17 protein-coding genes and 1 tRNA gene are annotated in these 23,242 nt (G+C 51.9%); 9 read left to right on the forward strand and 9 right to left on the reverse strand.

Annotated features, from left to right (window positions below; translation table 11 throughout):
• The 3 genes from G505_RS0117330 to G505_RS0117340 all read left to right on the forward strand — a co-directional run.
• Positions 1-658 (forward strand): ISL3 family transposase (locus G505_RS0117330; protein ID WP_028110695.1); only part of this gene is annotated, 658 nt, incomplete at its 5' end.
• Positions 659-1,193: 535 nt separating this feature from the next.
• Entirely contained in the window at positions 1,194-2,213 is a 1,020-nt protein-coding gene (gene parM, locus G505_RS0117335; protein WP_028110696.1) for a plasmid segregation protein ParM domain-containing protein, read from the forward strand.
• Positions 2,214-2,220: 7 nt separating this feature from the next.
• Entirely contained in the window at positions 2,221-2,955 is a 735-nt protein-coding gene (locus G505_RS0117340) for a hypothetical protein (RefSeq protein WP_028110697.1), read from the forward strand.
• A gap of 12 nt (positions 2,956-2,967) precedes the next feature.
• Here the strand turns inward: G505_RS0117340 and G505_RS22555 are convergent, their stop codons facing one another.
• The 4 genes from G505_RS22555 to G505_RS22565 form a co-directional block, all read right to left on the reverse strand.
• Positions 2,968-4,206 carry a GGDEF domain-containing protein gene (locus G505_RS22555; RefSeq protein WP_051216401.1) on the reverse strand — a complete coding sequence of 413 codons (1,239 nt, stop codon included), beginning with the start codon at positions 4,204-4,206 and terminating at the stop codon, positions 2,968-2,970.
• Positions 4,207-4,324: 118 nt separating this feature from the next.
• Positions 4,325-5,575 (reverse strand): GGDEF domain-containing protein, encoded by a 1,251-nt coding sequence (locus G505_RS22560; RefSeq protein WP_051216403.1) that lies wholly within the window; start codon positions 5,573-5,575, stop codon positions 4,325-4,327.
• Between the two features lie 144 nt (positions 5,576-5,719).
• Positions 5,720-6,682, reverse strand: coding sequence for a nucleoside hydrolase (locus tag G505_RS0117355; RefSeq protein ID WP_028110698.1), 963 nt, complete (start codon positions 6,680-6,682; stop codon positions 5,720-5,722).
• 665 nt (positions 6,683-7,347) lie between these two features.
• Positions 7,348-8,586 (reverse strand): GGDEF domain-containing protein, encoded by a 1,239-nt coding sequence (locus tag G505_RS22565; protein WP_051216405.1) that lies wholly within the window; start codon positions 8,584-8,586, stop codon positions 7,348-7,350.
• A gap of 245 nt (positions 8,587-8,831) precedes the next feature.
• Here G505_RS22565 and G505_RS0117370 point away from each other — a divergent pair, with 245 nt between their 5' ends.
• A complete protein-coding gene (locus G505_RS0117370; protein WP_084644054.1) occupies positions 8,832-10,055 on the forward strand; it encodes an MFS transporter in 1,224 nt (407 codons plus the stop codon).
• A 15-nt stretch (positions 10,056-10,070) separates the two neighbouring features.
• On the opposite strand, the gene G505_RS22570 is transcribed toward G505_RS0117370, so the two are convergent.
• Both G505_RS22570 and G505_RS0117380 read right to left on the reverse strand, forming a co-directional pair.
• Positions 10,071-10,517 (reverse strand): universal stress protein, encoded by a 447-nt coding sequence (locus G505_RS22570; protein WP_051216407.1) that lies wholly within the window; start codon positions 10,515-10,517, stop codon positions 10,071-10,073.
• Between the two features lie 202 nt (positions 10,518-10,719).
• Complete coding sequence (locus tag G505_RS0117380; RefSeq protein ID WP_028110700.1) at positions 10,720-11,163, reverse strand: universal stress protein; 444 nt, start codon at positions 11,161-11,163, stop codon at positions 10,720-10,722.
• Positions 11,164-11,445: 282 nt separating this feature from the next.
• On the opposite strand from G505_RS0117380, the gene G505_RS0117385 reads away from it, so the two are divergent.
• The 4 genes from G505_RS0117385 to G505_RS0117400 all read left to right on the forward strand — a co-directional run bounded on the left by G505_RS0117385 (position 11,446) and on the right by G505_RS0117400 (position 19,140).
• Positions 11,446-11,522: transfer RNA gene (locus G505_RS0117385), tRNA-Ile, on the forward strand.
• Between the two features lie 182 nt (positions 11,523-11,704).
• On the forward strand, positions 11,705-14,584 hold the full coding sequence (locus G505_RS0117390; protein WP_028110701.1) for an ATP-dependent helicase: 2,880 nt from the start codon (positions 11,705-11,707) through the stop codon (positions 14,582-14,584).
• A gap of 31 nt (positions 14,585-14,615) precedes the next feature.
• Positions 14,616-16,460, forward strand: coding sequence for a site-specific DNA-methyltransferase (locus tag G505_RS0117395; protein ID WP_035385531.1), 1,845 nt, complete (start codon positions 14,616-14,618; stop codon positions 16,458-16,460).
• Complete coding sequence (locus tag G505_RS0117400) at positions 16,453-19,140, forward strand: DEAD/DEAH box helicase (protein WP_028110703.1); 2,688 nt, start codon at positions 16,453-16,455, stop codon at positions 19,138-19,140. Before G505_RS0117395 ends, G505_RS0117400 begins: the two co-directional genes overlap by 8 nt.
• Before the next feature lie 113 nt (positions 19,141-19,253).
• Here G505_RS0117400 and G505_RS0117405 read toward each other — a convergent pair whose 3' ends face one another.
• From G505_RS0117405 to G505_RS0117410, 3 genes are all read right to left on the reverse strand, one after another.
• Positions 19,254-20,288 (reverse strand): IS481 family transposase, encoded by a 1,035-nt coding sequence (locus G505_RS0117405; protein ID WP_028110704.1) that lies wholly within the window; start codon positions 20,286-20,288, stop codon positions 19,254-19,256.
• 498 nt (positions 20,289-20,786) lie between these two features.
• Positions 20,787-21,245: a hypothetical protein gene (locus G505_RS22880; protein WP_211219993.1), complete on the reverse strand. Its 459-nt coding sequence runs from the start codon at positions 21,243-21,245 to the stop codon at positions 20,787-20,789.
• Between the two features lie 10 nt (positions 21,246-21,255).
• Complete coding sequence (locus G505_RS0117410; protein WP_028110705.1) at positions 21,256-22,635, reverse strand: AAA family ATPase; 1,380 nt, start codon at positions 22,633-22,635, stop codon at positions 21,256-21,258.
• 327 nt (positions 22,636-22,962) lie between these two features.
• Between G505_RS0117410 and G505_RS0117415 the strand changes: the two genes are divergently transcribed.
• A partial coding sequence (locus G505_RS0117415) for an IS3 family transposase (RefSeq protein ID WP_028110706.1) occupies positions 22,963-23,242 on the forward strand: 280 nt, incomplete at its 3' end.

The raw sequence follows: 23,242 nt of genomic DNA on the forward strand, positions 1-23,242 counted from the left end.
GGGCCGTAGTCGAGAGGCGATACGACCGTTCTTCTTGAAGCTGGGAGAGCACTGCCAGCACATCGAAGCGGTAGCCATGGACATGAATACCGCCTTCGACCTGGAGGTGACGATGCACTGCCCCAACGCCGAAGTGGTCTATGACCTTTTCCATGTGGTGGCCAAATATGGCCGGGAAGTGGTGGACCGGGTGCGAGTGGACCGAGCCAATGAACTGAGGCAGGACAAACCGGCGAGACGAAGGGTGAAACGAGGTCGCTGGGTGCTGCTGAAGAACCGGGAGAACATGACCGACAAGCAGCATGCCTATCTGGAGGAACTGCTGGCCGAGAACCGATCGCTGATGGTGGTGTATCTAATGCGGGAGCAGTTGAAGGAGCAGTGGTATGCCGACTGTCCCGATGCAGCGCTGAGCCAGTGGCGGTTATGGTGGCAACAGGTCACCGAGAGCGGCATCGAACCGCTCATCCGCTTCGCTAGGAAGCTCAAACCCTACCTCAAAGGCATCATCTCTTCAGCCACCTATCGGCTGCACACCTGCAAGCTCGAGGGAATGAACAACAAGATAAAGGTCATCAAGCGCATGGCCTACGGATACCGGGACAGCGACTACTTCTTCCTGAAGATACGAGCCGCTTTTCCCGGTAATGCGCGATGAACCTTTTTTATTGGCTTTGGATCCCCCTCTTTAACCGAAGACACTGGATACCGGCGTGCGCCGGCATGACTGTGCTAAGGGGAACCGTATGGCATTGCATGAGTTCCCTGCGAATCTGGCAGTAAGGCAGAGAACCTACTTACCGCCCACCTGCAGCCACCTCCGCTGGCCACTACAACTACCAGAGCTGCCACCCGCACAATCGTCTCCCCGGCGCACGCCGGGGGCCAGTGGCTTTCCTGTGCTTCTCCAAAATCTAAGACGCTGGATTGCGGCGTTCGCCACAATGACGGAGGGTGTTCCGTCTCCCCGGCGAAGGCCGGGGGCCAGTGGCTTTCCTATGCCTCTCCAAAAATCAAAGACACTGGATTGCGGCGTTCGCCACAATGACAACCTTTCTGTCTCCCCGGCGCAGGCCGGGGGCCAGTGGCTTTCTCCCGCCAGCAAAAATTCACAATGTTCGGCAGGAAATTTAAGTTCCGGAAACAAGCTGTCGCCTTAGCCCAGGCAGTGGGCTAATTTTCAGGAAACCGCAATGCCACAGGCCAAGATGAAGTTCGCCATCGACGATGGCTCCACCAACGTAAAAATCAGCTGGATCGAGGGTGGCCTGGTGCGCAGCATCACCTCCCCCAACTCCTTCCGCAAGGAGTGGAAAAGCGCTGCGCTGCTGAGCGACAAGAAGGTGTTCAATTACCAGGTGGGCAGCACCAAGTACACCTACGACGCCACCTCGGACAAAGCGCTGTCCACCACCCATGTGGCCTTCCAGTACGACGACCTGAACCTGCTGTCGGTGCACCACGCCCTGCTGCAAACCGGCATCCAGCCCTGTCCGGTCAGCATCCTGGTGACCCTGCCCATCACCGAGTACTACAACGCCGACGACTGCCAGAAGAACGAGGAAAACATCGCCCGCAAGAAGGCCAACCTGATGCGCGAGATCAGCCTCAACAAGGGCGAATTATTCGAGATTGTCGACGTCCAGGTGCTGCCGGAGAGTCTGCCTGCGGTACTGACCACCCTGATGGACTCCGGCGTCAACCCGTACACCAAATCCCTGGTGATCGACTGTGGCGGCACCACTTTGGACATGGGGGTGATCGTCGGTGAGTTTGACGATGTTTCCGCCGTCTACGGCAACGCCGACATCGGCGTCTCCATGATCACCAACGCCACCCGCAAGGCCCTGGCCGCCGCCGACAGCGACGCCAGCTACCTGGTGGCCAACGAACTGATCAAGCGCCGCCACGACCGCGACTTTGTCGGTGACGTCATCAACGACCTGTCCAAGCTGGAGTGGGTATTGGGCAAAATCGACGAGAAGATCGCCGAGCTGGGCAGTGCCGTGGCCTACGAGGCCAAGACCTTCGCCCGCAACCCCAACCGCATCTACCTGGTGGGGGGCGGCGCCACCCTGATCGAGCCGGCCATCCGCGAGGCCTACCCCAGCCTGGGGGACAAGATTGTGCTGGTGCCGGAGCCACAGGAAGCCCTGAGCCGGGAGATCTGCTGCTACCACGCCGCCGAGCCACACATCGCCGAAGCCGTCTGAGACCAGTATGCGTATACGTTGCAGTTTTACCCTGGAACCTGAGCAGCACCAGAGCCACAGCCATGCGGTGGAGCGGCTGCGCCAGTGGCAGCAACGGGAGAAAAGCCTGGGGGGCGACAACCAGGCTCAGTTGGCCCGGCGCAACGCCTTCCACCGGGATCTCTATCTGAGCGGCCTGTTCCTGCACCAGTGTTCACCCCAACTGACGGCGCAGCTCAGTGCCCACCTGGGTGAACCCAACCCGGAAGCCGCCCTGCAGCAGTGTCTGACCAACGCCGGGCTGCCGCCGTCCGGCGACGGCGCCCTCTCCGACGGCCAGTGGCAACAGCTCACCTCCATGCTGAAAACTGCCATGGCCACCCCGAAACCGGAGGTGACGACCGACCTGAGAGCCCTGAGCCGCCAGCTGGAGCAGGTGGAGCAAAAGCTGTCGATCATTCCCCAGTCCCAGGCCTCCCCTGTGGAGCCGAACCTGCCCGCCCTGGAGGCACAACTGGCTCAACTGGTGGAATGTCAGCAGGCGCTGATGGAGAAGATTGATGCTCTGCCGGGGCGAAGCCAGCCGGATTTCAGCCCCTCGCTGCTGCAGCTGAAGCAGGGCCAGGAGAAGCTGATGTCTCAGCTTAAGGGACTCAAGGGGCAGCTGACTCAACCAGGCACTGCCGCCGCCGAACCTGAGCCAGCCAACCTCGACAGCCGGCTTGAGAAAGCCAGCCGAGTGAAAGCCAAGGGGATCTGGTAACAAGCCGCCATGCTAGGGCAGAGTATGGCCCCGCCCAATGATCGTCCAGGGGAAAGGACGGCCATTGTCCACCACCAGGCAGTTCCGCCCCCGTTTCTTGGCCCGGTACAACGCGGCATCGGCCCTGCGCAATACGTCGTCCAAATGGCGGTCATCGATGCTCTGCTGCACCAAACCCAATGAGATGGTAATCTGCTCGACCCGCTCCTGTTTATCAAGGTCTGCAGGCTGATTCAGTGGCCGACGAATGCGGAAGGGGTAGCTGGCCACCTTGCGACGCACATCCTCCAAGGCCTTCGCGCAACAGCCTCGAACACGGGTGCGGAACAGGATGACGAACTCCTCGCCCCCCAAACGAAATACCTTGCCGCCGCCTTCCACCTCATTGAGCAACTGAGCCACCAGCCTGAGCACCTCATCGCCCACTTCGTGGCCATAGTTGTCATTAAACTGCTTGAAATGATCGACGTCCGCCATGGCCAGGTGGAACCCATGGGGCAAGTCATTGAGCATGGACTCCAGGCTTCGCCGGTTGCGCAACCCAGTCAGAGTATCGAAGAACGCCAGCCGATAGCTGTGCAACAGCAGCAACAGAGTGGTGAACACGCCCAGTGCCGAGAACGCCACTTCGGGCATGGACACCACCTCGAAACCACAGACGCCAAACCCCAGCACCAGCAGTGCCATCAACGCCACCATATCCACGCTCTCCCGGCGCTGAAACAGCATGGCCAGCGGCACTGTCATACTGGTCACCACCAGAACCAGTCCGGCCAGGGGCGGAGCTCCCCGCTCCAGCCCGGGAAGACTGGACAACAGCTTCTCAGAGGCCGCTGGGATCTCCACCAGCATCACCGCCCCCAGGGTCAACACCGCCACCAGCAGCAGATAACACTTCCAGTTATTGGACTCCCCGGCCATCAGATCGGGAATGAGCTCGAAGGTGATGATCAGCGGCGGCACCATCAGACACAACAGCCACAACATCAGCTCATTATGAGCAACGGGCAACAGTTTCTGCAGGTAGAGCTCCAGGATGCTGTAGGCCACCAGCGAGACCAGCAAGATAAAGCTGACTTTGGGTTGGGCATAGAGGCGGCTGACCAGCCAGGCGGCAGACAAGAGTAGCCAGGGCAGGACTGCGACCAGCTTTAAAATGGCGGGGTGGGACCCAGCCAACAATGGGGGCAGCAGCAGTGCCAGGGAGCACAGCAGCACCGGCAAGGTGCCCTGCACCGTCCGTATCAACATATCAACATCCTGTTCCTCGCGAGGAGCACTCCTGTGCTCACTTTTTTTGGTTTTCACCAAAGAGGATAGTTGAGATGTTTCGACTACGCCTAAAGAGATACTTCGAAAATTCGGTGGTTTAAGCCATGGCTCGCCGACGTGCCGGGCGCCGCCCGGAGCTGGCATCGGCACGGATGCAGTTGCGCCCCGCCTGCTTAGCCTGGTAGAGCGACTCGTCCGCCCGCTTGATCACCGCCTCGGCATTGGCGTCATCGAAGCGTGCCTGGGCCAGCCCCATGGAAACCGTAATGGTCTGCGGCGGCGTCTTAGGCTTGGCTTCCCGTCTGCGCCGTCTCACCGGCCCATTGGGCTGCTTGTCGCGCACGTAGAAGGGGTAATCGGCGATGGCCAGACGGATCGCCTCCAGCGCCTCCAGGCAGCGCTTGCGATCGCGGCTGGGGAAGAGGATGGTGAACTCCTCGCCGCCATAGCGATAGACGGTGCCACCGGCCCCGACCTTGGTCAGGCGTTGGGCCACCAGCCTGAGCACATCATCGCCCACGTCGTGGCCAAAGGTATCGTTGAAGCTTTTGAAGTGGTCGATGTCCACCATGGCCACCTGGTAGCGACCGCTGAGCCCCTTCAGGCGGGAGTCCAGGCTGCGGCGGTTACGCACACCGGTGAGCAGATCGTAGAACGCCAGACGGTAGCTGTGCAGCACCAACACCACCAGCAGCAGCACACCGAGGCAGGTGAACATCAACGAAGAGATCCCCGGCACATCGAAGTTGAAGCTGGTCAATGCCAGGGCCATCAAACACAGCAGGGCGGCGGAATCACCCTTGTCCTGACGGCGGTTCTGGGAAAGGGCACAGATGGCGAAATAGAGTCCCATCAACAACAGTGCCAGCCAGGGGGCGGGGTAGCCACCCAGAGGCTCGAACCAGCCCGCCAGCGTCTGGTGAGTACCGACTGGATCGCTGCTGAAGAAGTGATAGAACAGGCCGGTGGGCAACAGGGCCACCGTCAGGGCAGAGAGGTAATAGCCGCTGAGCAGCCAGCGTTCGGGCAGCTTGTCGTAGAGGAACACCAGCAGCGGGGCAATCAGGCACAGCCCCCAGAATTTCAGCTCGGTATCGCCCTGTGGCAGCGGCACCTGCAGGTCGTTGCGGATCAGGGCGTAGGCCCCCAGGCACACCATCACCATGAAGCTGAGTTTCTTCAGTCCATAGACGAAACTGACCAGGCCGGCCGCGCCCAGCAGCACCCACGGCAGATACTCCAGCAGCCAGCGCACTTCGCCACCGGCCGCCGCCAGCCATCCTGGCAGCACCGCCATACTGATGAGCATAAACAGCGCCATACCAAGCTGGATCAGGCGATGCGACATCCTATCTCTTCCCCTAAGGTTATGCTGGCACCGGGTGCCCAAATCTACAGTTGTGCTACAGAGTACCTGAAATGGCACCGCAGCGGGATAGATTCCCTGGCGAATCCTTCGCTAAGAGCGACCTGTCCCGCGACAAACTGAAACTCAGGCCAGGCTGAGGATGCTGTCCCAGTAAAGCTTGAGCAGGCGTTCGTTCTCCACCTCAACGCACACGCTTTGGGCGCGGTTGGAGGACCACTGGTCGTGGTGATAGAACTTGTCGTCGGTCTTCTGGATGGTCATGCCGATGGCGGGCCCCTCGGTCACGACACGAACCGGCCCTTTGCGGGTGGTAAACAGGCTGGGGTCGGCCACATAGGCCACCGCAGAAGGATCGTGCACATGGCAGCCGTTGACACCGACGCGCTCAGAGTAGAACTTCAGGTAGAAGCGGCTGACGTCCCAGATGAACTGACCCACGTCACCGGCAGCGTCGCGCAGTTTGTCCAGGTAGTCACCGGTAAAGAAGGTCTGATGGGTTACATCCAGGCCGACAATCACCACATGCCAGTCGGCGGTAAACACCTGGTCGGCGGCATGGGGGTCGTCATAGATGTTGGCTTCGGCCACGGGAGAGATGTTGCCGCTGTGGCCCTGTTTGCCGAAGGCCGCGCCCATGATCACCACCTCTTTGACGTTGTGGACGATCTCAGGGTCGTACTCCAATGCCAGCGCCAAATTGGTCAGCGGGCCGACCGCCACCAGAGTGATCTCCCCCGGGTGGGCACGGGTCATCTCGCTCATGTACACATGGGCGGGACGAGGGTCGATATTGATCGGCTGATCCATGGGCGCTTCCACCGTACCCAGGCCGTGTTCACCGTGCACCACCACAGTGGGGCCCACAGGCTCGCGGGTAATCGGCCCCTCGGCGCCGCGCACCACGGTGGCACCCATATTGAACTTGTCGTTGAGGAAGCAGGCGTTGCGGGTGCAATCCTCAATGGTGCCGTTGCCGTACACCGTGGTGATCGCCACCATGTCGATGTTGGGCAGGGCGTGGGCAAACAGCAGGGCCATGGCATCATCGATGCCTGGATCGGTGTCAAAGATAATCTTCTCGGCCATAGGGGTCTCTTTCTTGTTCTGAATTCAGCGCAGCCGGCGCTCGGTGGCGCCCATTATCGATCACACACCAGGTGAAAACTGCGCGGCCGGCCTCGTTTACCGGATTGGATTATAGCGCTGCCCATCCCCTAGGAATGACATTATTGTCATCTGCCAGATGGGAGCCTCTCACCGTGTCTGGCAGATAAAAAGCACAGACACTGGATACCGGCCTGCGCCGGCATGACAACCCGCCCGTCTCCCTGGCGCAGGCCAGGGTCCAGCGACTTTCCTGCTCGACGTCAGAAAAAAGCGAAGACTCTGGATACCGGCCTTCGCCGGCATGACAACCCGCCCGTCTCCCTGGCGCACGCCGGGGTCCAGTGGCTTTCCTGCTCGGGCCCACCTAAAACCAAAGACTCTGGATTGCGGCGTTCGCCACAATGACAGTACTAAGGGGAGCCGCATGGGTTGAATCTAAACTCTCTGTGAATCTGCAGCAGCGACTAAACGCAGTGGATCTCTTAGCGACGAGTCAGCAGCAACCTCAATCCGTTACTACTGCGTGCCGCGCCCTCCACACGCACAATCGTCTCCCCGGCGCACGCCGGGGTCCAGTGACTTTCCTACTCGGGCCTGTCTAAAACCACAGACACCGGATTGCCATACTCGCCACAATGAAGATACTAAGCCGCACTCTTTCGGGCAGCTCGTCCTACCATGGCATCGGTGCGGATGCAGTTGCGTCCCGCCTCTTTGGCCTCATACAGGGCGATGTCGGCGCGCTTGATCACCCGTTCATAACTGGCATCACTGGGCTCAGCCTGGGCCAGACCAATGGACACCGTGATGGTCTGGGGCGGCACCTCTTTGCCTGCGGGGCCCAGGCGCCCCACCCTGCCTTTGGACGCACGGGAGCGGATGCGAAACGGATACGCGGCAATGGACATGCGCACCTCCGCCAGGGCGGCCAGGCAGGTAGCCCGGTCGGCTGTAGGGAACACTATGGTGAACTCTTCACCACCATAGCGAAACGCCACCCCGCCGGCGCCGATGCGATTCAGTCGCTGGGCCACCATTCTCAGCACATGGTCGCCGGTATCGTGACCAAAGGTGTCGTTGAAACGCTTGAAATGATCGATGTCCACCATGGCCAACTGATAGCGCCCACCCCGGCCACTGAGCACCGCGTGGAGGCGACGGCGATTGCGGATCTCCGTCAGCGGGTCGTAATAGACCACCTGAAAACCGTGAAACAGCAGCAGGGTCCACAGCGCCAACCCCAAGTAGGTGAACACCAGGGAGGAGAAACCGGAGATGTCGTAGTTGCTGAACAACAGCGCCAGGGCGGTCAGGCACAACAGGGCGGCGGAGTCCCCCTTGTCCTGATTACGGTATTGGGTCTGGGCACACAGAGCGAAGTAGAGCAGCAGCAACAACAGCGCCAGCCAGGGAGCCGGATAGCCGCCCAGGCCCTCCATCAACGACTCCAGCATTCTGCGCTCAAGCTCCGGCACAGACTGGTGCAGCAGCAGTAAAACCCCGCAGGGAGCCAGAGAGAGAGGCACAGCCAGATAGTAGCCGTCGAACAGCCAGTGATCCGGCAACTGGTCATAGAGGAAGATCAGCAGCGGTGCCAGCAGGCACAACTCCCAAAACAGAATCTGACTGTCATGACCGGGCTGCAGCACCATCAGGTGGTGTCGACACAGGGTGTAGAGCAACAGGCACAGCACCACCATCAGGCTGAACTTCTTCAGCCCATAGATGTGCGCCGTTACTCCGGCCGCCCCCAGCAGTATCCAGGGCAGATACACCAGCAGCCAGCGCATCCCCACCCCGACCCGGGTTTGCCAGTCGGGCAATATGGTCGCCACCACCAGCATCAACAGCGCCAGGCCCAACTGTAATTGACGATGAGACATCGCTTCCAATGCTCCGTGTCCCACCCTTTGGTCAGCACCAAGTGAGTGCGTTAAGGAGCGCCCCCGTAAAATTCAGACCCCAACATATGGTCAACCACATGCCATCGATAGGACACAAAAGCGACCTCATTGACCCGGGCCTGAAGATCTCCCCCAAAAAGAAATCACCAGTGAAAGCGGCTGCTCTCTGCGTCGATTAAGATTTCATTGATGATTTGTATTATTCCGCGCTGCTGGACAGGAGTATGCTGACGGCAGATTTCACACCCGGTATTCCCATGGCTCATCTGGACGGACGCAACTATTACCGTGCCCTGACCGCCCTTACCCTGGCGGCCATGGTGGTGTTCTGCAACCTGTATGTGGCCCAGCCGATGCTGCCGCAGCTGGCCGACACCTTCGGCCTGGACGCCTCCACCGCCAACTGGCTGCACGCCGGCGCCCCTCTGGCCCTGGCCCTGTCGCTGATCCCCTGGGCCATGCTCTCCGACGCCCTGGGCCGTCGTCCCATCATGCTGCTGTCACTGGCCAGTCTGCCGCTGATCAATCTGGCGATTCTCACCACCAATCAGGTGGAGTGGTTTATCGCCCTGCGCATCCTCCACGGCGTGATGCTGGCCGGGTTTGTGGCGGTGGCCGCCGCCTGGATGTCGGAGGAGATCGGTGCCGCCCGCCTGCCCGCGGCCCTGGGCAGCTACGTGGCCGCCAACGCCGTAGGAGGCCTCAGCGGCCGGCTGGTGGGCGGTCTCGCCAGTCAGTTCGACAGCTGGCAGGTGCCCTTTATGACTCTGGTGGCACTGAGCTGCGCCGCCGCTATGATGCTGTGGTGGCTGCTGCCAAGACAGCAGAACTTCCAGAGCGTCACCCCTTCGCTGAAGTGCGCTTGGCACGGACTGATGGACCACCTGCACAACAAGCAGCTGCAACCGGCGTTTCTGATTGCCGGCATCACCTTCGGCACCTTCGTCAACCTGTTTACCGTACTCGGCTTCCAGCTGGCCCAGGCCCCCTGGAACCTGACCACCGCCCAGCTCTCCCTGCTGTTCTGTACCTATCTGGCCGGCAGCGTCTCCGCCCAGCTCTCCGGCCGCTGGTTGCGTTACTTCACCGCCCCGGCAGGCATGCAGACCGGCGCCCTGTTCCTGATTGTGGGCACGGTGATCACCCTGTCTCACGACCTGGCGGTAATTGTACTGGGACTGCTGTTGTGTTCGGTGGGGTTCTTCCAGGTGCACAGCCTGGCCTACTCCTGGGTGGGCAAACAGGCCACCCGGGAGCGGGCCAAAGCCAGCTCCCTCTACCTGGTGCACTACTATCTGGGGGCCAGCCTGGGTGGCTTTGTGCTGCTGCCCATCTGGCAATTGGGAGGCTGGCCGCTGGTGGTGGCCAGCAGCCTGGTCAGCTACGCCCTAGTGGTGCTGCTGGCACACAAGCTGCAGCTGCGGACGCAGGTTGAATCGACCGCCTGACAGAGACTAAAACCTCTAGGCGTCTTCAGCCTTGGTGCGCACGGTGAGCACATCGCAATGCACATGGTTGAGCACCACGTTTACGGTGGAGCCCAGTAACCTTCTCAGGCCGGAATGACCGTGGGAACCCATCACCAGCAGGTCAATGCCCAGCTCCTTCACCGCCTTCTCAATCTCACCGGTGGCCTTGCCCTCTCGAACCAGCAGATGGCTGTCGCCCAGATCACCACCAAGCTGCGCCAGTTTCTCCTGAGAACGGCGGTTCAGGTCCTGCTTAAACTCCTTCAGGTGACCACTGAAACTGGCCGCCTCAAACAGATAGAGATCAGACAGGGACTCGTCCACATGCAGCAGGAAGAGTTCGGCGTTGTTATCGGCGGCGATGCGTTTGCCCTTGGCCACCAGCCGTTCATTGTCATCGTGAAAATCAACCGGAATGAGAACCTTCTTATAGTTACACATAGTCAGCCTCCCTTTTCACTCGCGCCGGGCTCCAATCGAGGCCCGGCTCAGAAACTCGCCATATCCCTATTAATTGTAGGAGAAAGGTCGGTGAGTCACTGCCCGATGACAAGCCACTCACCCAGGTCCAGACACAAAAGAGCGGACCCTGGCCCGCTCTTCGTTCACTCGCAATCACCCAATCAAGGCACCAGCACGACACCTAGTCGCGGATACGCACAGTCAGCACATCGCAATCAACGTGGTTCAGGACACTGTTGGCGGTGGAACCCAGCAGACGCTGCAGGCCGGAATGCCCATGAGTTCCCATCACAATCAGGTCGATATCCAGCTCGCGAACCACATCTTCAATCTCGGTGGCCGCCTTACCTTCGCGGATCAGTTGCTCGGAATCGGCCACGCCCATCTCTTCGGCAAAGTTGCCCAGACGTACGTGGGATTCACTGCGGATCTTGTCTTTAAAGGCTTCCAGCTCATCACCGAAGCTCACCGCCTCGAAGGTGTAGATGCCAGCCATCGGCTCATTGACGTGCAGCAGGTAGATACTGGCGCCATTAATCTCGGCCAAGGCCTTACCCTTGGCAATGATCTGGTCGTTGTCGCTGTGGAAATCTAACGGAATCAATACTTTTTTATACGCTTTCATCCTGACTCTCCTTCTGCGCTCCTAGTGGGCCGTACCTTGACAGGCACTCCATTGGCGAATCTTTCGCCACAGTTCCATAGCAACATAGGCCCAAGAACCCAACCATGATCTCCATCAACCTCCCTCCCTAACATCACAGGACCTTTGTTCATGCGAAACGGCTTGACAGCGTGGCGTTTTCTTAACCAAACGCACCGGTGGAAGGTTCAGGCGGATGACAAGCCTGCCGCCCTTGGATATACTCTTCGGCCTAGTTGGGTGCAAACCCAACCAAAACAATTAGGCCCCTTAGCTCAGTTGGTTAGAGCAGGCGACTCATAATCGCTTGGTCGTGGGTTCAAGTCCCCCAGGGGCCACCATATATACGAAGGGTTAGCGCCGTAGTGGTTGCTAACCTTTTGTGCTTTCTGAGCCGTCGCTTCTAGGTTGGCTTCTCGGTTTATGTTGTTGCATTGCTTCATGAACCTGCTTTCAGCTTCTTTATAAGAAAAATCTTTAGTGATATAGCTTACATCCTGTTTTCCTCATAACAGGGATCGTTATGTCATCACCAAACCCTTCTCAGAGTAAAGCGATTGTTCACACTAAAGGGCCACTCCTAATTATCGCTGGCCCTGGCTCAGGTAAGACATTTACGCTCGTTGAGCGGATCATGAACCTCATCCAGGCTCATGGCGCCAAACCAGAGCAACTGCTTGTAGTTACCTTCACTGAGAAAGCTGCGCAAGAGCTGAAGACTAGAATCTCAAACCGGCTTCTGGAAGTCGGGTTGCGATTCAATGTGAACGACATGTACCTGGGTACCTTCCATTCAATCTGCTTGCGGATACTTGAAGAGTACCGAGATTTTACTCGTCTTAAGCGCAGCTTTGTGCTGATGGATCAGTTTGATCAGCAGTACTTCTTGTATCAAAGGCTCCGCGAGTTCAAAGACATTGAGGGTATTGAGCACATCCAGGGACAGCATAAGATCCCGGCATGGGCAAAGTCCGAAAATTTGCTGGGCTGGCTCAACAAAGCCTCCGAAGAGGTACTTGATATTGATAAGCTGCTCGATTCAGCTGACGAGGCCATCAACGCATTGGGGCGAGCATATAAGGTTTATCAAGGTTTATTGGCAGAGCACAATGCGCTGGATTTCTCCTCCATCCAGCTTGAAACCTTGATATTGCTACAGCAACATCCGCAAGTCCTTGAGGAGCTGACAAACAAGCTTAATTACTTGATGGTCGATGAGTACCAAGATACCAACACCATTCAAGAGCAACTTCTGCAGCGACTCATGGGGGCAAAGCGCAATTTGTGTGTGGTCGGGGATGATGACCAAGCGCTGTACCGCTTCCGTGGTGCGAGTGTTCGCAACATTCTTGAGTTTCCCGATCAGTTCGCACCTGGAGAGTGTGAGCAGATTCGTTTGTCCGTCAACTATCGCTCTCACCCCGACATCGTTGGTTTTTATGATGCCTATATGAGCGATAAGGCTTGGTTGCAGGAAGGGGTTAACTATCGTTATCCGAAAACTATCACATCTCGTGATGATGTGTTTAAAGATGGCCCAACGGTAGTCAGTGCCATCACCCCTGAGGGGGATGATTGGCATGAAGACGTCTATCAAATGCTGATGCATCTCAAGCAGGAAGGGAGGCTTTCCGATTGGAACCAGGCGGCTTTTCTGTTCCGTTCGGTTAAGTCAGACAAGGTTAGTGCTCTAGCTCAAGCGCTCGAGGATAAAGGTATTCCGGTCTACTCTCCTCGAGCGAACTTGTTCTTTGAACGTGAAGAGATCCGTTACGTGCTGGGAGCTCTGCAAATGGTGTTCCCGATGATAATGGCAGAGCGTAAAAAGAAGGCTGCCCACAGCAAGGCTTTGTCGATCTGGGGTTACTATGAAAAGAAGTGCCTAGCCCCATTTTTGGGGAAGCTAAAAGAGCCAGAGCAGGCTGACTTACTTGACTGGTGTAAACGCAAAGCAAAGTCTCATATAGGTATGACTAAGAACGCCGACTCTGCTTTCTTAGGCCTTTTTTATGAATTGCTTCAATTCCCACTGTTTTCGCAATACCTAGAACAAAAGAATGGTAATGAGCGTGCACAACGCAATCTCGCCCAACTCAGCCGCATGCTCGGTAAGTTTGAGTATCTACATTATGTAAGCGTGCTTAACCCTAAATACTTGGTTTCAAACCTGAACTCTCTATTTGACAATTTCCTTAAGTTCCTGTTTGAGGGAGGGATTGATGAGTATGAGGACATGTCTGAGTACGCCCCTTCTGGATCCGTGTCTTTCCTGACTATTCACCAGTCCAAGGGGCTTGAGTTCCCGATTGTCTTTGTAGGCTCTCTCGAAGCTGTCCCGCGCAAGCAGTATTCCGATTTGGATGAAATCATCGAACATCAGTACATGGCAAAGCCAACGTTCGAACCATTAGAGTACACAAAATATTTTGACTTCTGGCGCTTGTTCTACACCGCATTTTCTCGGGCACAAAATCTATTGGTGCTCACTGGCCAAGAAAAATCTGGACACGGCAAGACTCCTTCCCGTCACTTCACTGATCACACGGAAAAACTCCCATATTGGCGCGATGTTAAGCATAAGATCGCCGAGATTGAGTTAGAGCAAGTTAAGGATGTCAACATCAAATACGAGTACGCCTTTACCTCCCACATCACCATGTTCGAGACTTGCGCTGAGCAATATCGCTTGTTCAAGGAACTGGAGTTTCAGCCGGTCAAGGCAAGCCCGATGCTGTTTGGTACCTTAATTCATGAAACGCTCGAAGATGTTCACAAGGCGGCGATCCGCGGAGAATCCGAGCAGCTCACACAAGACAACATCGAAACCTGGTTACACAGCAACTATCAGGCTTTGGCTAACCGAGAGCGGATGTACTTGGGGGAGTCGACTTTAGGGGCAGCGTTACAACATGTGATGCGTTACGTAACAGGTAAGGACTCGGAGTGGGGCGACATCAAAGAGACTGAAGTCGGCATCTCGCTAGTCAAGGAGCGCTATGTCCTGACCGGGAGCGTTGACTTGATCAAGGGCGATGATGATAGCGTCGAGATCGTCGACTTCAAGTCGGAGCGAAAGCCGAATATGGAGAAGGACCGAGATCGCATCTTGCACCATCAACGTCAATTAGAGATCTATGCGTACCTGGTTGAAAAGAACACTGACTACAAAGTCGACAAGATGCACCTGTATTTCACGGGTGAGACCACAGGCTTACCGACCATCAGCTTTAACAAAAACAGCTCGGCAATCGATCAAACCATCCAAGGGTTTGATACCATTGTCGACAGGATTGAAAACAAAGATTTTTCGCTCAAATCGCGACCAGATAAGGCCTGCGTTGACTGCAGTGCGCGCCGCTATTGCGACCGTAGGAATTGGAATTTTGCGCTTAGCGATAGCTAAGGTGCAACACATACATTAAGAGATTGCAACGATGCATAACGACCAAGCCAACATAGAAAACTACGAATTCGAGCCTATCAAAGGCTACCCAATGTTGAACTGGAAAGGAAAGCGCCCTTTTCGTTCCACACAGTACTTCCCAGCACAACTAAAAGAAGTCTATGGTCAAGAGGATGACTCTGGGTGGATCAACAAGATATTCTGGGGAGATAACCTTCAGGTAATGAGTCACCTGCTGAAAGAATTTCGTGGCAAAGTGGATTTTATATATATTGATCCACCGTTTGATTCAAAAGCCGACTATAAAAAAAGCATCAAACTAAAAGGAAAAAAAGTATCAGGCGATATAGGCACCTTAGAAGAAAAACAATATTCTGATATATGGTCTAACGATGAGTACCTGCAGTTCATGTATGAGAGACTCTGCCTAGCTAAAGAGTTATTGTCTACAAAAGCTACTTTAGCGCTTCATTGTGATTATCGAAAAAATCATCACTTGAAGTGCATCTTAGATGAAATATTCGGAACCAACTGCTTTCGAGCCGAAATTCAATGGAAACGTTTATCTAGTAGATCTGCTACGAGTCACTTCGCCAACATTCAAGACACAATTCTAATTTACACAAAGAGCGATGACTGGACATTTATACCTCAATTTAACGAATTGGACGAATCTTATATAAAATCCCACTACAGTAAAATGGATAGTGATGGACGAAGATATACCTTAGACAACTCTACAGCTCCGGGAGACGGCCCCAGTAGAATTTTCTATGGAAAAGAGATTACTCCTCCTCCAGGGACTCACTGGAGGTGGAACCAAGAGAATATTGATGATCTTTGTAAAGCGGGTAGAATCGTACTTACCAGTAACGGAATGCCACGTTACAAAAGATATCTAGACGAAAGCAAGGGTAAGGCCATTCAATCCTTTTGGGATGATATAAATCCCGTAAACTCACAAGCAAAAGAAGACACAAAATACCCTACTCAAAAACCGGAGCCACTCTTAGAGAGGCTGATCGGCGCATGCACAAATAAAAAAGACTTAGTCTTTGACTTTTTTATGGGCTCAGGCACAACACAAGCAGTGGCTAACAATCTTGGTCGCAGGTTCATTGGTGCAGACATTAACCTTGGCTCCATTCAAACTACGACAAAGCGCCTTGCCTCCGCCGGTGTCAGCTTTGAGATTTATAACGTAAATAACTACGATATTTTTAGAAACCCTATAGAAGCTAAAGATCTGATTATTGATGCATTAGAAATTCAGCCTTTAGGAACAAATAATGCTTACGACGGAGAAAAAGACGGTTTCAAAGTAAAAATCATGCCAGTAAACCGTATTGCTACAAAAGAGGATCTGAACGAAATCATTGTCAATCTCCCTTATAAGCAATTCGAAGAACGCAAAGAAAATGCTCCAAATCAGCCCGTTGAAAGCATTATGCTGGTATGTATGGGTCACGAACCAGGCCTTGGGGCAACATTGGAAAATGAGTCTGGATTTAAAATGAACGTCGAGGTAGTTGATATATTGCGAGACAAGTCATCACTTACGTTCAAATATGATTCTGAAGCTTCTATAGAAATAAGTTGTGGGGAACTCAGGGTAGAGGAGTTTTATCCTAGAAACTTACTGCAAAAATTAAGCCAACAGAAAGAAGACATCTCCGAATGGCGTGAAATGGTCGAATCCATTATGATTGACTGGAATTACAACGGTGATTCCATGACGCCTGATGTCATTGACATCCCAACGAAGGACGATTTCGTGAGTGGAACTTATGACATCCCAGAGAGCGCAGGAAAAATCAAGATAAAAATTACGGATCTTCTTTCCGAGTCTTATGAAGAGGTAATTAATCATGATTAATAATTCCTCACAAAGCTTTGATTTGGGTAACGCATTTTACGTTCACCTATATAATTTCTATCGATTAAAAAGAGGTCTTGTCCGCACTTATTACTCGAAGGTTTCAAAAGCCTTTTTAGACTTTAATGAGCCTAGCCGACCTGGAAGTTACTTGCGCCAACCTCAATTTGAGGCATTAGAGATTTATGTTTTCCTCAAAGAGTACCTGAATAACAAACCAGTGTATCAGCTATTTGATGACTGGTTTTCCAACCAAGGAAAATTTGAAGGAAGAATTAGAGGAATTGAAAAAGATAGCGATCAATTCAGCTTATTTGAAGAGCTCTCATGGGAAATGTCAGAGGATAATTATAAAGGCATTTTTAAAAGAATGAAGGCCAGCAATGGTGGCCGCCTTTATCCGAACTACATATTCGCCCTGACAATGGGCACAGGCAAAACCATTTTGATGGCAACCTGTATTTTTTATGATTTTCTGGCAGGGGGCAAAAAAAGTGATGATGAAAGATTCATTCAGAACGCTCTCATTTTTGCTCCGGACAAAACGGTACTGCAATCGTTAAGGGAAATAGAATCATTCGATCACTCTAAGGTTGTACCAGCTGAGTACTTACCTTTCGTTGCTGAATTCAAGTTTCATTATCTTGAAGACGCCAACATATCTCTGAATACGATTGATGGCTCAAGATTTAATATCATAATCTCAAATAGTCAAAAGATAATCCTTCGCCGCGACAACAAAGGAAAATCCTCTGTAGATAAACTATATAGTTCCTCAAAAAATATGTACAAGGGACTAGGCGACGTTGGTGATGAAATGGTCGAAATGCTTGAACTAGACCAAGAAACAATGGCCGTAACTCCCGAGGATGAAACAGGACTTGTAGCTAATCAGCGCTTCAACAAAATCTTACGCCTTCCACAGCTCGGAATTTTTGTTGACGAAGCTCACCACGCATTTGGAACAAAACTCGCCAAGGACATGGGCGTAAAAGCAGATAACACAGCCAACTCGCTTCGCAAAACAATTGATGAACTTGCTGTCAACTTAAAAGCAGCAGGCACCCGTGTAGTAGGCTGTTACAACTATACCGGTACTCCTTATGTAGGCAAAGACGTGCTGCCAGAAGTAGTATATTCCTATGGCCTTCGAAAAGCGATTGATAATAATTATCTCAAACAAGTAAAGCTCAATGGTTACAGTAACACGCGCCACGAAGAGTTTCTCGAGATCGCGGTTGATCAGTTCTTAGAGCAAGCCGACACCATCGGTCGACCAGAAAACATGCTACCGAAAATGGCGATCTTTGGTACCACTATTGAAGAGATAAACAACGAGGTTCGTCCTGCAGTAGAGCGGATTCTCGCAGATCGTGGTATCTCATCGGATCGCATCTTGGTTAACGTGGGTGACAAAAAACTCACAACAAACGATGACATTCGTGAATTCAACCGCCTCGACACGCCCAAATCAGAAAAGCAATTTATCTTGTTGGTAAATAAAGGCAGAGAAGGCTGGAACTGTCGATCTCTGTTCTCGGTCGCCCTCTACCGTGAGCCTAAATCCAAGGTATTCGTTTTACAAGCAACAATGCGCTGTTTACGTGCCATAGGAGATGTTCAACACACTGGCCAAGTATTCTTGACCCAAGAAAACATGAAGCTACTGGATAAGGAATTGCAGGCTAACTTCCGAATCTCCACCGAGGAACTAAAAGAGCCCGATCCGAACAAACAAACGGTACATGTCAAGGTAGAGCAGCCACCTATCAAGATCCCGATTAAGCGCGTACGTCGGCAGTTCAAGCTCATCGAAAAAGAAAATATAAAAGGTGGCTACAAGCTCGGTTTAGATGAGATAGAGCTTAATGATTACCGATTAATTCACGAGACCCAAGAAGGGCTTGTGATGCCCGATGATATTGGCACTGCCAAAGATCGTGTCCGCAAAGATATTTCTTATCTTAAAGAGCAACGCACTTTTTCTAGATTGTCTTTAGTTGCTGATATCGCGCGCTATTTGAACAAGCCTTGTTTACAGATTGAAAAAGTAATTAAAGGAACAGAAGAGGGCTTTGAAGGTATTCTTGAACTTGTTAATCAGTTCAACGAAGTGCTTTATGACCACGTGATACCTCGTTTATTCAAGTCCATGTATGACATAGAATCAGAGATTATTGCTGAAGAATTTGAGGTTGAGCTCGTCAAGGAGCCACCTATTGACCCTGGTTACTATTCGATCACTGCAGCCAAAGACAAGATCATCAGCAAATCTAGCTTTAAAGAGGGCGGTATAGCTGACAAGAGTTTCCATCTAAACAACTACTGTTTCGATTCAACTCCAGAGCGTAAGTTCTTTTGGGATATGCTTCATGAAGATAAAGTCAAAAATATTTGGTTTACCGGCATGTTAACGCATGGTCAAAGCGACTTCGTGATTCATTATGTAGACACTGAAACTCAAAGCGTTCGCAGCTACTATCCTGACTTCTTAATCAAGAAGAACGATGACTCTTACATCATGATCGAAGTAAAGGGCGAGCATATGATTGACAATCAAAACGTTCAGGACAAGAAAGACGCTGCTGAACTAATGGGTGTGGCATCCGGAATCGGTTACGAAATCATCAGGGGTAAACAAGCTGAGGACAGCACATTTAGCCGACGCTTCTTAAGCTAAGGGAAAACAGTGGGGCTAGTTTAGGAAGTGCTAGCCCCACTAAATATATATGTAGTAGCTCAGACTTCACCTGACAGTTACCCGCTTTTCTCGACGTGACTGTCAGGTCAAAATCAGCTCAGCGACTTCTCCAGCCAAGCCGATTTTCCATCGAGCAAAGTGGCCATTGGTGTTCTGCCACAGCACATTTTGCCCTGATGGGTTCGTTCAGTGTTGTAGTGTTCGAGCCATTTATCCAGTTCGGATTGAAGCGCCTCCATGGAGTCGTAGATCCGTTTTCTGAAGGTGACCTGGTAGAACTCCTGCAATATCGTTTTATGGAACCGCTCGCAGATGCCATTGGTCTGCGGCGAACGGGCCTTGGTCTTGGTATGTTCGATGTCATTGATGGCCAGATACAACTGGTAATCGTGCTGCTCGGCCTTACCGCAATACTCAGTGCCCCGATCGGTCAATATCCGTAGCATTGGAAGCTCATGCTCAGTGAACAGCGGCAACACCTTATCATTGAGCAAATCAGCCGCAGTAATAGGCGTCTTGGTGGTATACAGTTTGGCGCAGGCCACCTTGGAGTAGGTATCAACGAAGGTTTGCTGATACACCCTGCCAACGCCCTTGAGCGTGCCGACGTAGAAGGTATCTTGCGACCCTAGGTAGCCAGGATGATGCGTTTCTATCTCTCCGCTGGCTTCATCATCGTGCTGCTTGCGCTCAAGCGCTGTCACCTGAGCTTCAGTGAGAACAATTCCCTCCTCAGCCACCTTGGCTTCAAGCGCCTTCAGGCGCAGCTTGAAGTTCTCCAACTGATGCCTGAGCCAAATGCTTCTGATACCACTTGCTGAGACAAATATGCCCCGCTTACGGAGTTCGTTACTGACCCGGACTTGCCCATGGGCGGGCTGCTCAATGGCGTAATCCACAACCGCCTGTTCAACGACCTCATCCACTCGATTTTTGACGTTCGGTTTGCGGCGTGATTTATCAATGAGCGCTTCGACACCACCATTATCCATTGCGGACTTGTAGCGATAGAAGGTGTCTCGTGACAGGCCCATTACCTTGCAGGCCTTGGATACGTTGCCCAGCCCTTCCGCTAAATTCAGCAAGCCGAGCTTGTGTTTGATGATACGTTGGTTACTCTGAATCATGAGGGTTACCTTTTGCTTTGTTGAATGTTTGGTCACAATCAATCAAAGTTGGTAACCCTCAGTTTTTCAAACTGAAGTGTCAGGTGAAATCTGAACTAATCCAATATATAAAACGCCAGAGCATAATTGTACGGTAGCTCTACCACTTTTAACTTCGGTTACGATTTTGGATCATGCAACAGTTTTCTAGGAAGGCTTTAGTCAAAGAGTATAAACGTTTATGAGTAAGCCAAGTCGACCTCTGCTCAGTAATACTATGTATACCCTTTGGTATATTCCTGGCTGATACTTTGATATTGACTTTTAGCACTTAGTTGCCATTGTCCGTTACAGTATAGAAGATCCTTTTCTTAATCCACAAAAGTAAAAAAGTTCAAAATCTTGAAAGTAAAACTCAAGCAAGCTTTGCTAAGTTAGCAAAAAAATGAAATTTGCATCAAAAGCTACATACCATAGCCAAACGCAACTTCTGTTAGTTTTAGCGATCTTCGAGTCCATCTATCGAACACAACATTCTGGACAAAGTTGATTCACAGTGACTTCTAGTCCATCTGTCAGCGCCTTCTGCTCATCCCAATCACTATCCGTAGAATTAACTATCGAAGCTTCTCCTGCCACCGCGGTTGCCAAGAACTTTCTATCAGATGGGTCAAGCTGATTTGGCGGCAATTCATTAAAGCTTCTTTGTTCATCATCAATAGCATTAATCTTCACCCGTTCAATTTTGCCACTAGCATATTGGTAATCATACAAATATTTAAAATATGCATCGCCAACCCCAGGGGTTCCAGAATAATTTAAGTGCTTTTCATACTCATCCATTATAAGACCTGACTCATCAAGACAGATATGAATACTCTTACAGTTTCCCAAGAGATGTACACAAGCCAGTTCACAGTCAAGTGTAGCTTGAGGCGAATTCCCATTCGCGACAATCGCAACATTAGTATCGATCACCAACTTTCCCCTATTCACACAATTGTTCCTTCATCAAAGCCGCTTTTTTCTTCTTCAGAGCGGCTGTGCGCGTTGCTGCAATTTCACTTAAATCATCACCAAAGAAGTTTTCAGGCCAGTTATGAATAGAGCCATACTCATCAATTTCTAGCTCGTTATATTTTGCACTTCCTCTATAGGTGGAAAAGAAATACAACTTCAACTCAGTACTTTTGACATCTCCCTCGGCCACTCTCCTTTGCAATCTTCGAATGAAGTGTTCACTATGACTTTCAACAATAATTTGAACTCTACGAGTTTTGGAAACAGTCAATATTAGATCTGCCAGCCTACTTTGTACCGCTGGATGCAAGTGAATTTCTGGCTGCTCCAATATAACAGTGCTTCCCTCTGAGACATAATAGAGCAATACCAAAACTGGTAATATTTGTGAAACTCCAAAACCAACGTCAGTTAACTTGACTTCACTTCCACCAGCTTCCTTTTTGACAAGAGTTTCAAAATAGTTGGTATTAGGAGCAAGCTCCTTAACTCTAAATGAGTGGATCAGGCCAAGCTCTTTAAGCCAATAAGCAATCATTTCCTCAAAAGTTTTGTAATGAGTTCCTTTTCTAAGGTTTCTCCTTTCTCCTTTTGAGGTGGCAGCAAGAATAGCATTGATAGTTAATTCTCCTCTTTGCCCTACATCAGATGGACTTGTACCAGACCATTGGTAAGTACGCTTTGGATGTTCTCGAAGAGGACCTAAATAGTAAATATTATCCATCAGCTCTTCAAATGCTGCCTCAAATAAACTTAAGAAGTCCGCATTTCGATAATAAGTCTTGGCTTGATCAGGAAAGAGATAATTTTTTGTTGGCCTGGGCAGCTTCCACATTCGCCCTTGCGTTCTAGTGAAACGAAAACTCGAATCCCCTGAGAATTTTAACTCAAAATCTTTTGAATCACTTTTCTGTTGAATTGAGAATGATCTTTCAGAAAAGTCATAACTTAAGTACTTTACAGCAATCAAATTATCCTCTATGCCAATCACTGAAGATACGCTAAGATTTTTCCCTCCAAATAATACACTTGTCGAGCTCTTTTCTACATCTTGTACTTTAAGCTCCTTTGGTAACTCCCAGCTGAGATCCCAAGATATGTTGGATGATTTATCATGCTGAAAAACAACATCATAAAATGTTCCTAAGTCAACTAACTTCTCAATCCCACCCAAATCCACAGCAATTGCTCGGTCACTGTTATCTTTAGATTGCTTAAGCATCAAAAGCGAGTGAATTAAGCTGCTCTTGCCGGAGCTATTCGTCCCAAATATCCCAGTGACGCTGCCAAACTCGATATCTAAATCTTTCCAAGCCTTAAAGTTCTTTAGTGTTAAACGCTTTAACATCATCATTCCTCAAAATCAACCAGCCAGCTTTCAACATCTGCCACAACTTGAGCGTTCCGGCGTCACGCTCTCCAGCCGAGTGCTCACTTTTGCACGGCCTGGCAAGTGTATCATGCCAGGCTATTAGTAACTTAAAGTTCAATGCCTACAACCATGTACCATGCAACCTCCTAAGGCAACGACCCTGAAAGACGATATAGCCTGCACTCTCTCCACCACCTTCTTCAGTCAACCCTCTCAAGACATCGTTATCGTACAGTGTAGTGGTCTAATGATCCCGGACACCACTTAAGGTGGTAAAGTCACCACCGTAACAAGAGGTGTTCCATGACCAGAAAACGTCGTTCCTTCACGCCCGAGTTCAAGCTCGAGGCTGCCAGTCTAGTACTCGACCAGGGATACTCAGTCCCCGAAGCCAGCCGCTCTCTCGATATCGGTGAGACCATCCTCAGGCGCTGGGTTAAGCAGCTGGAGGAGGAGAGAGGCGGCACCACACCGACAAACAAAGCCCTGACTCCAGAACAGCAGAAGATTCAGGAGCTGGAGGCCCGGATTAACCGTCTTGAGCGAGAGAAGGTGATATTAAAAAAAGCCACCGCTCTCTTGA

This window comes from Ferrimonas futtsuensis DSM 18154 (genome assembly GCF_000422645.1).
GTDB classification, from domain to species: Bacteria; Pseudomonadota; Gammaproteobacteria; order Enterobacterales; family Shewanellaceae; genus Ferrimonas; species Ferrimonas futtsuensis.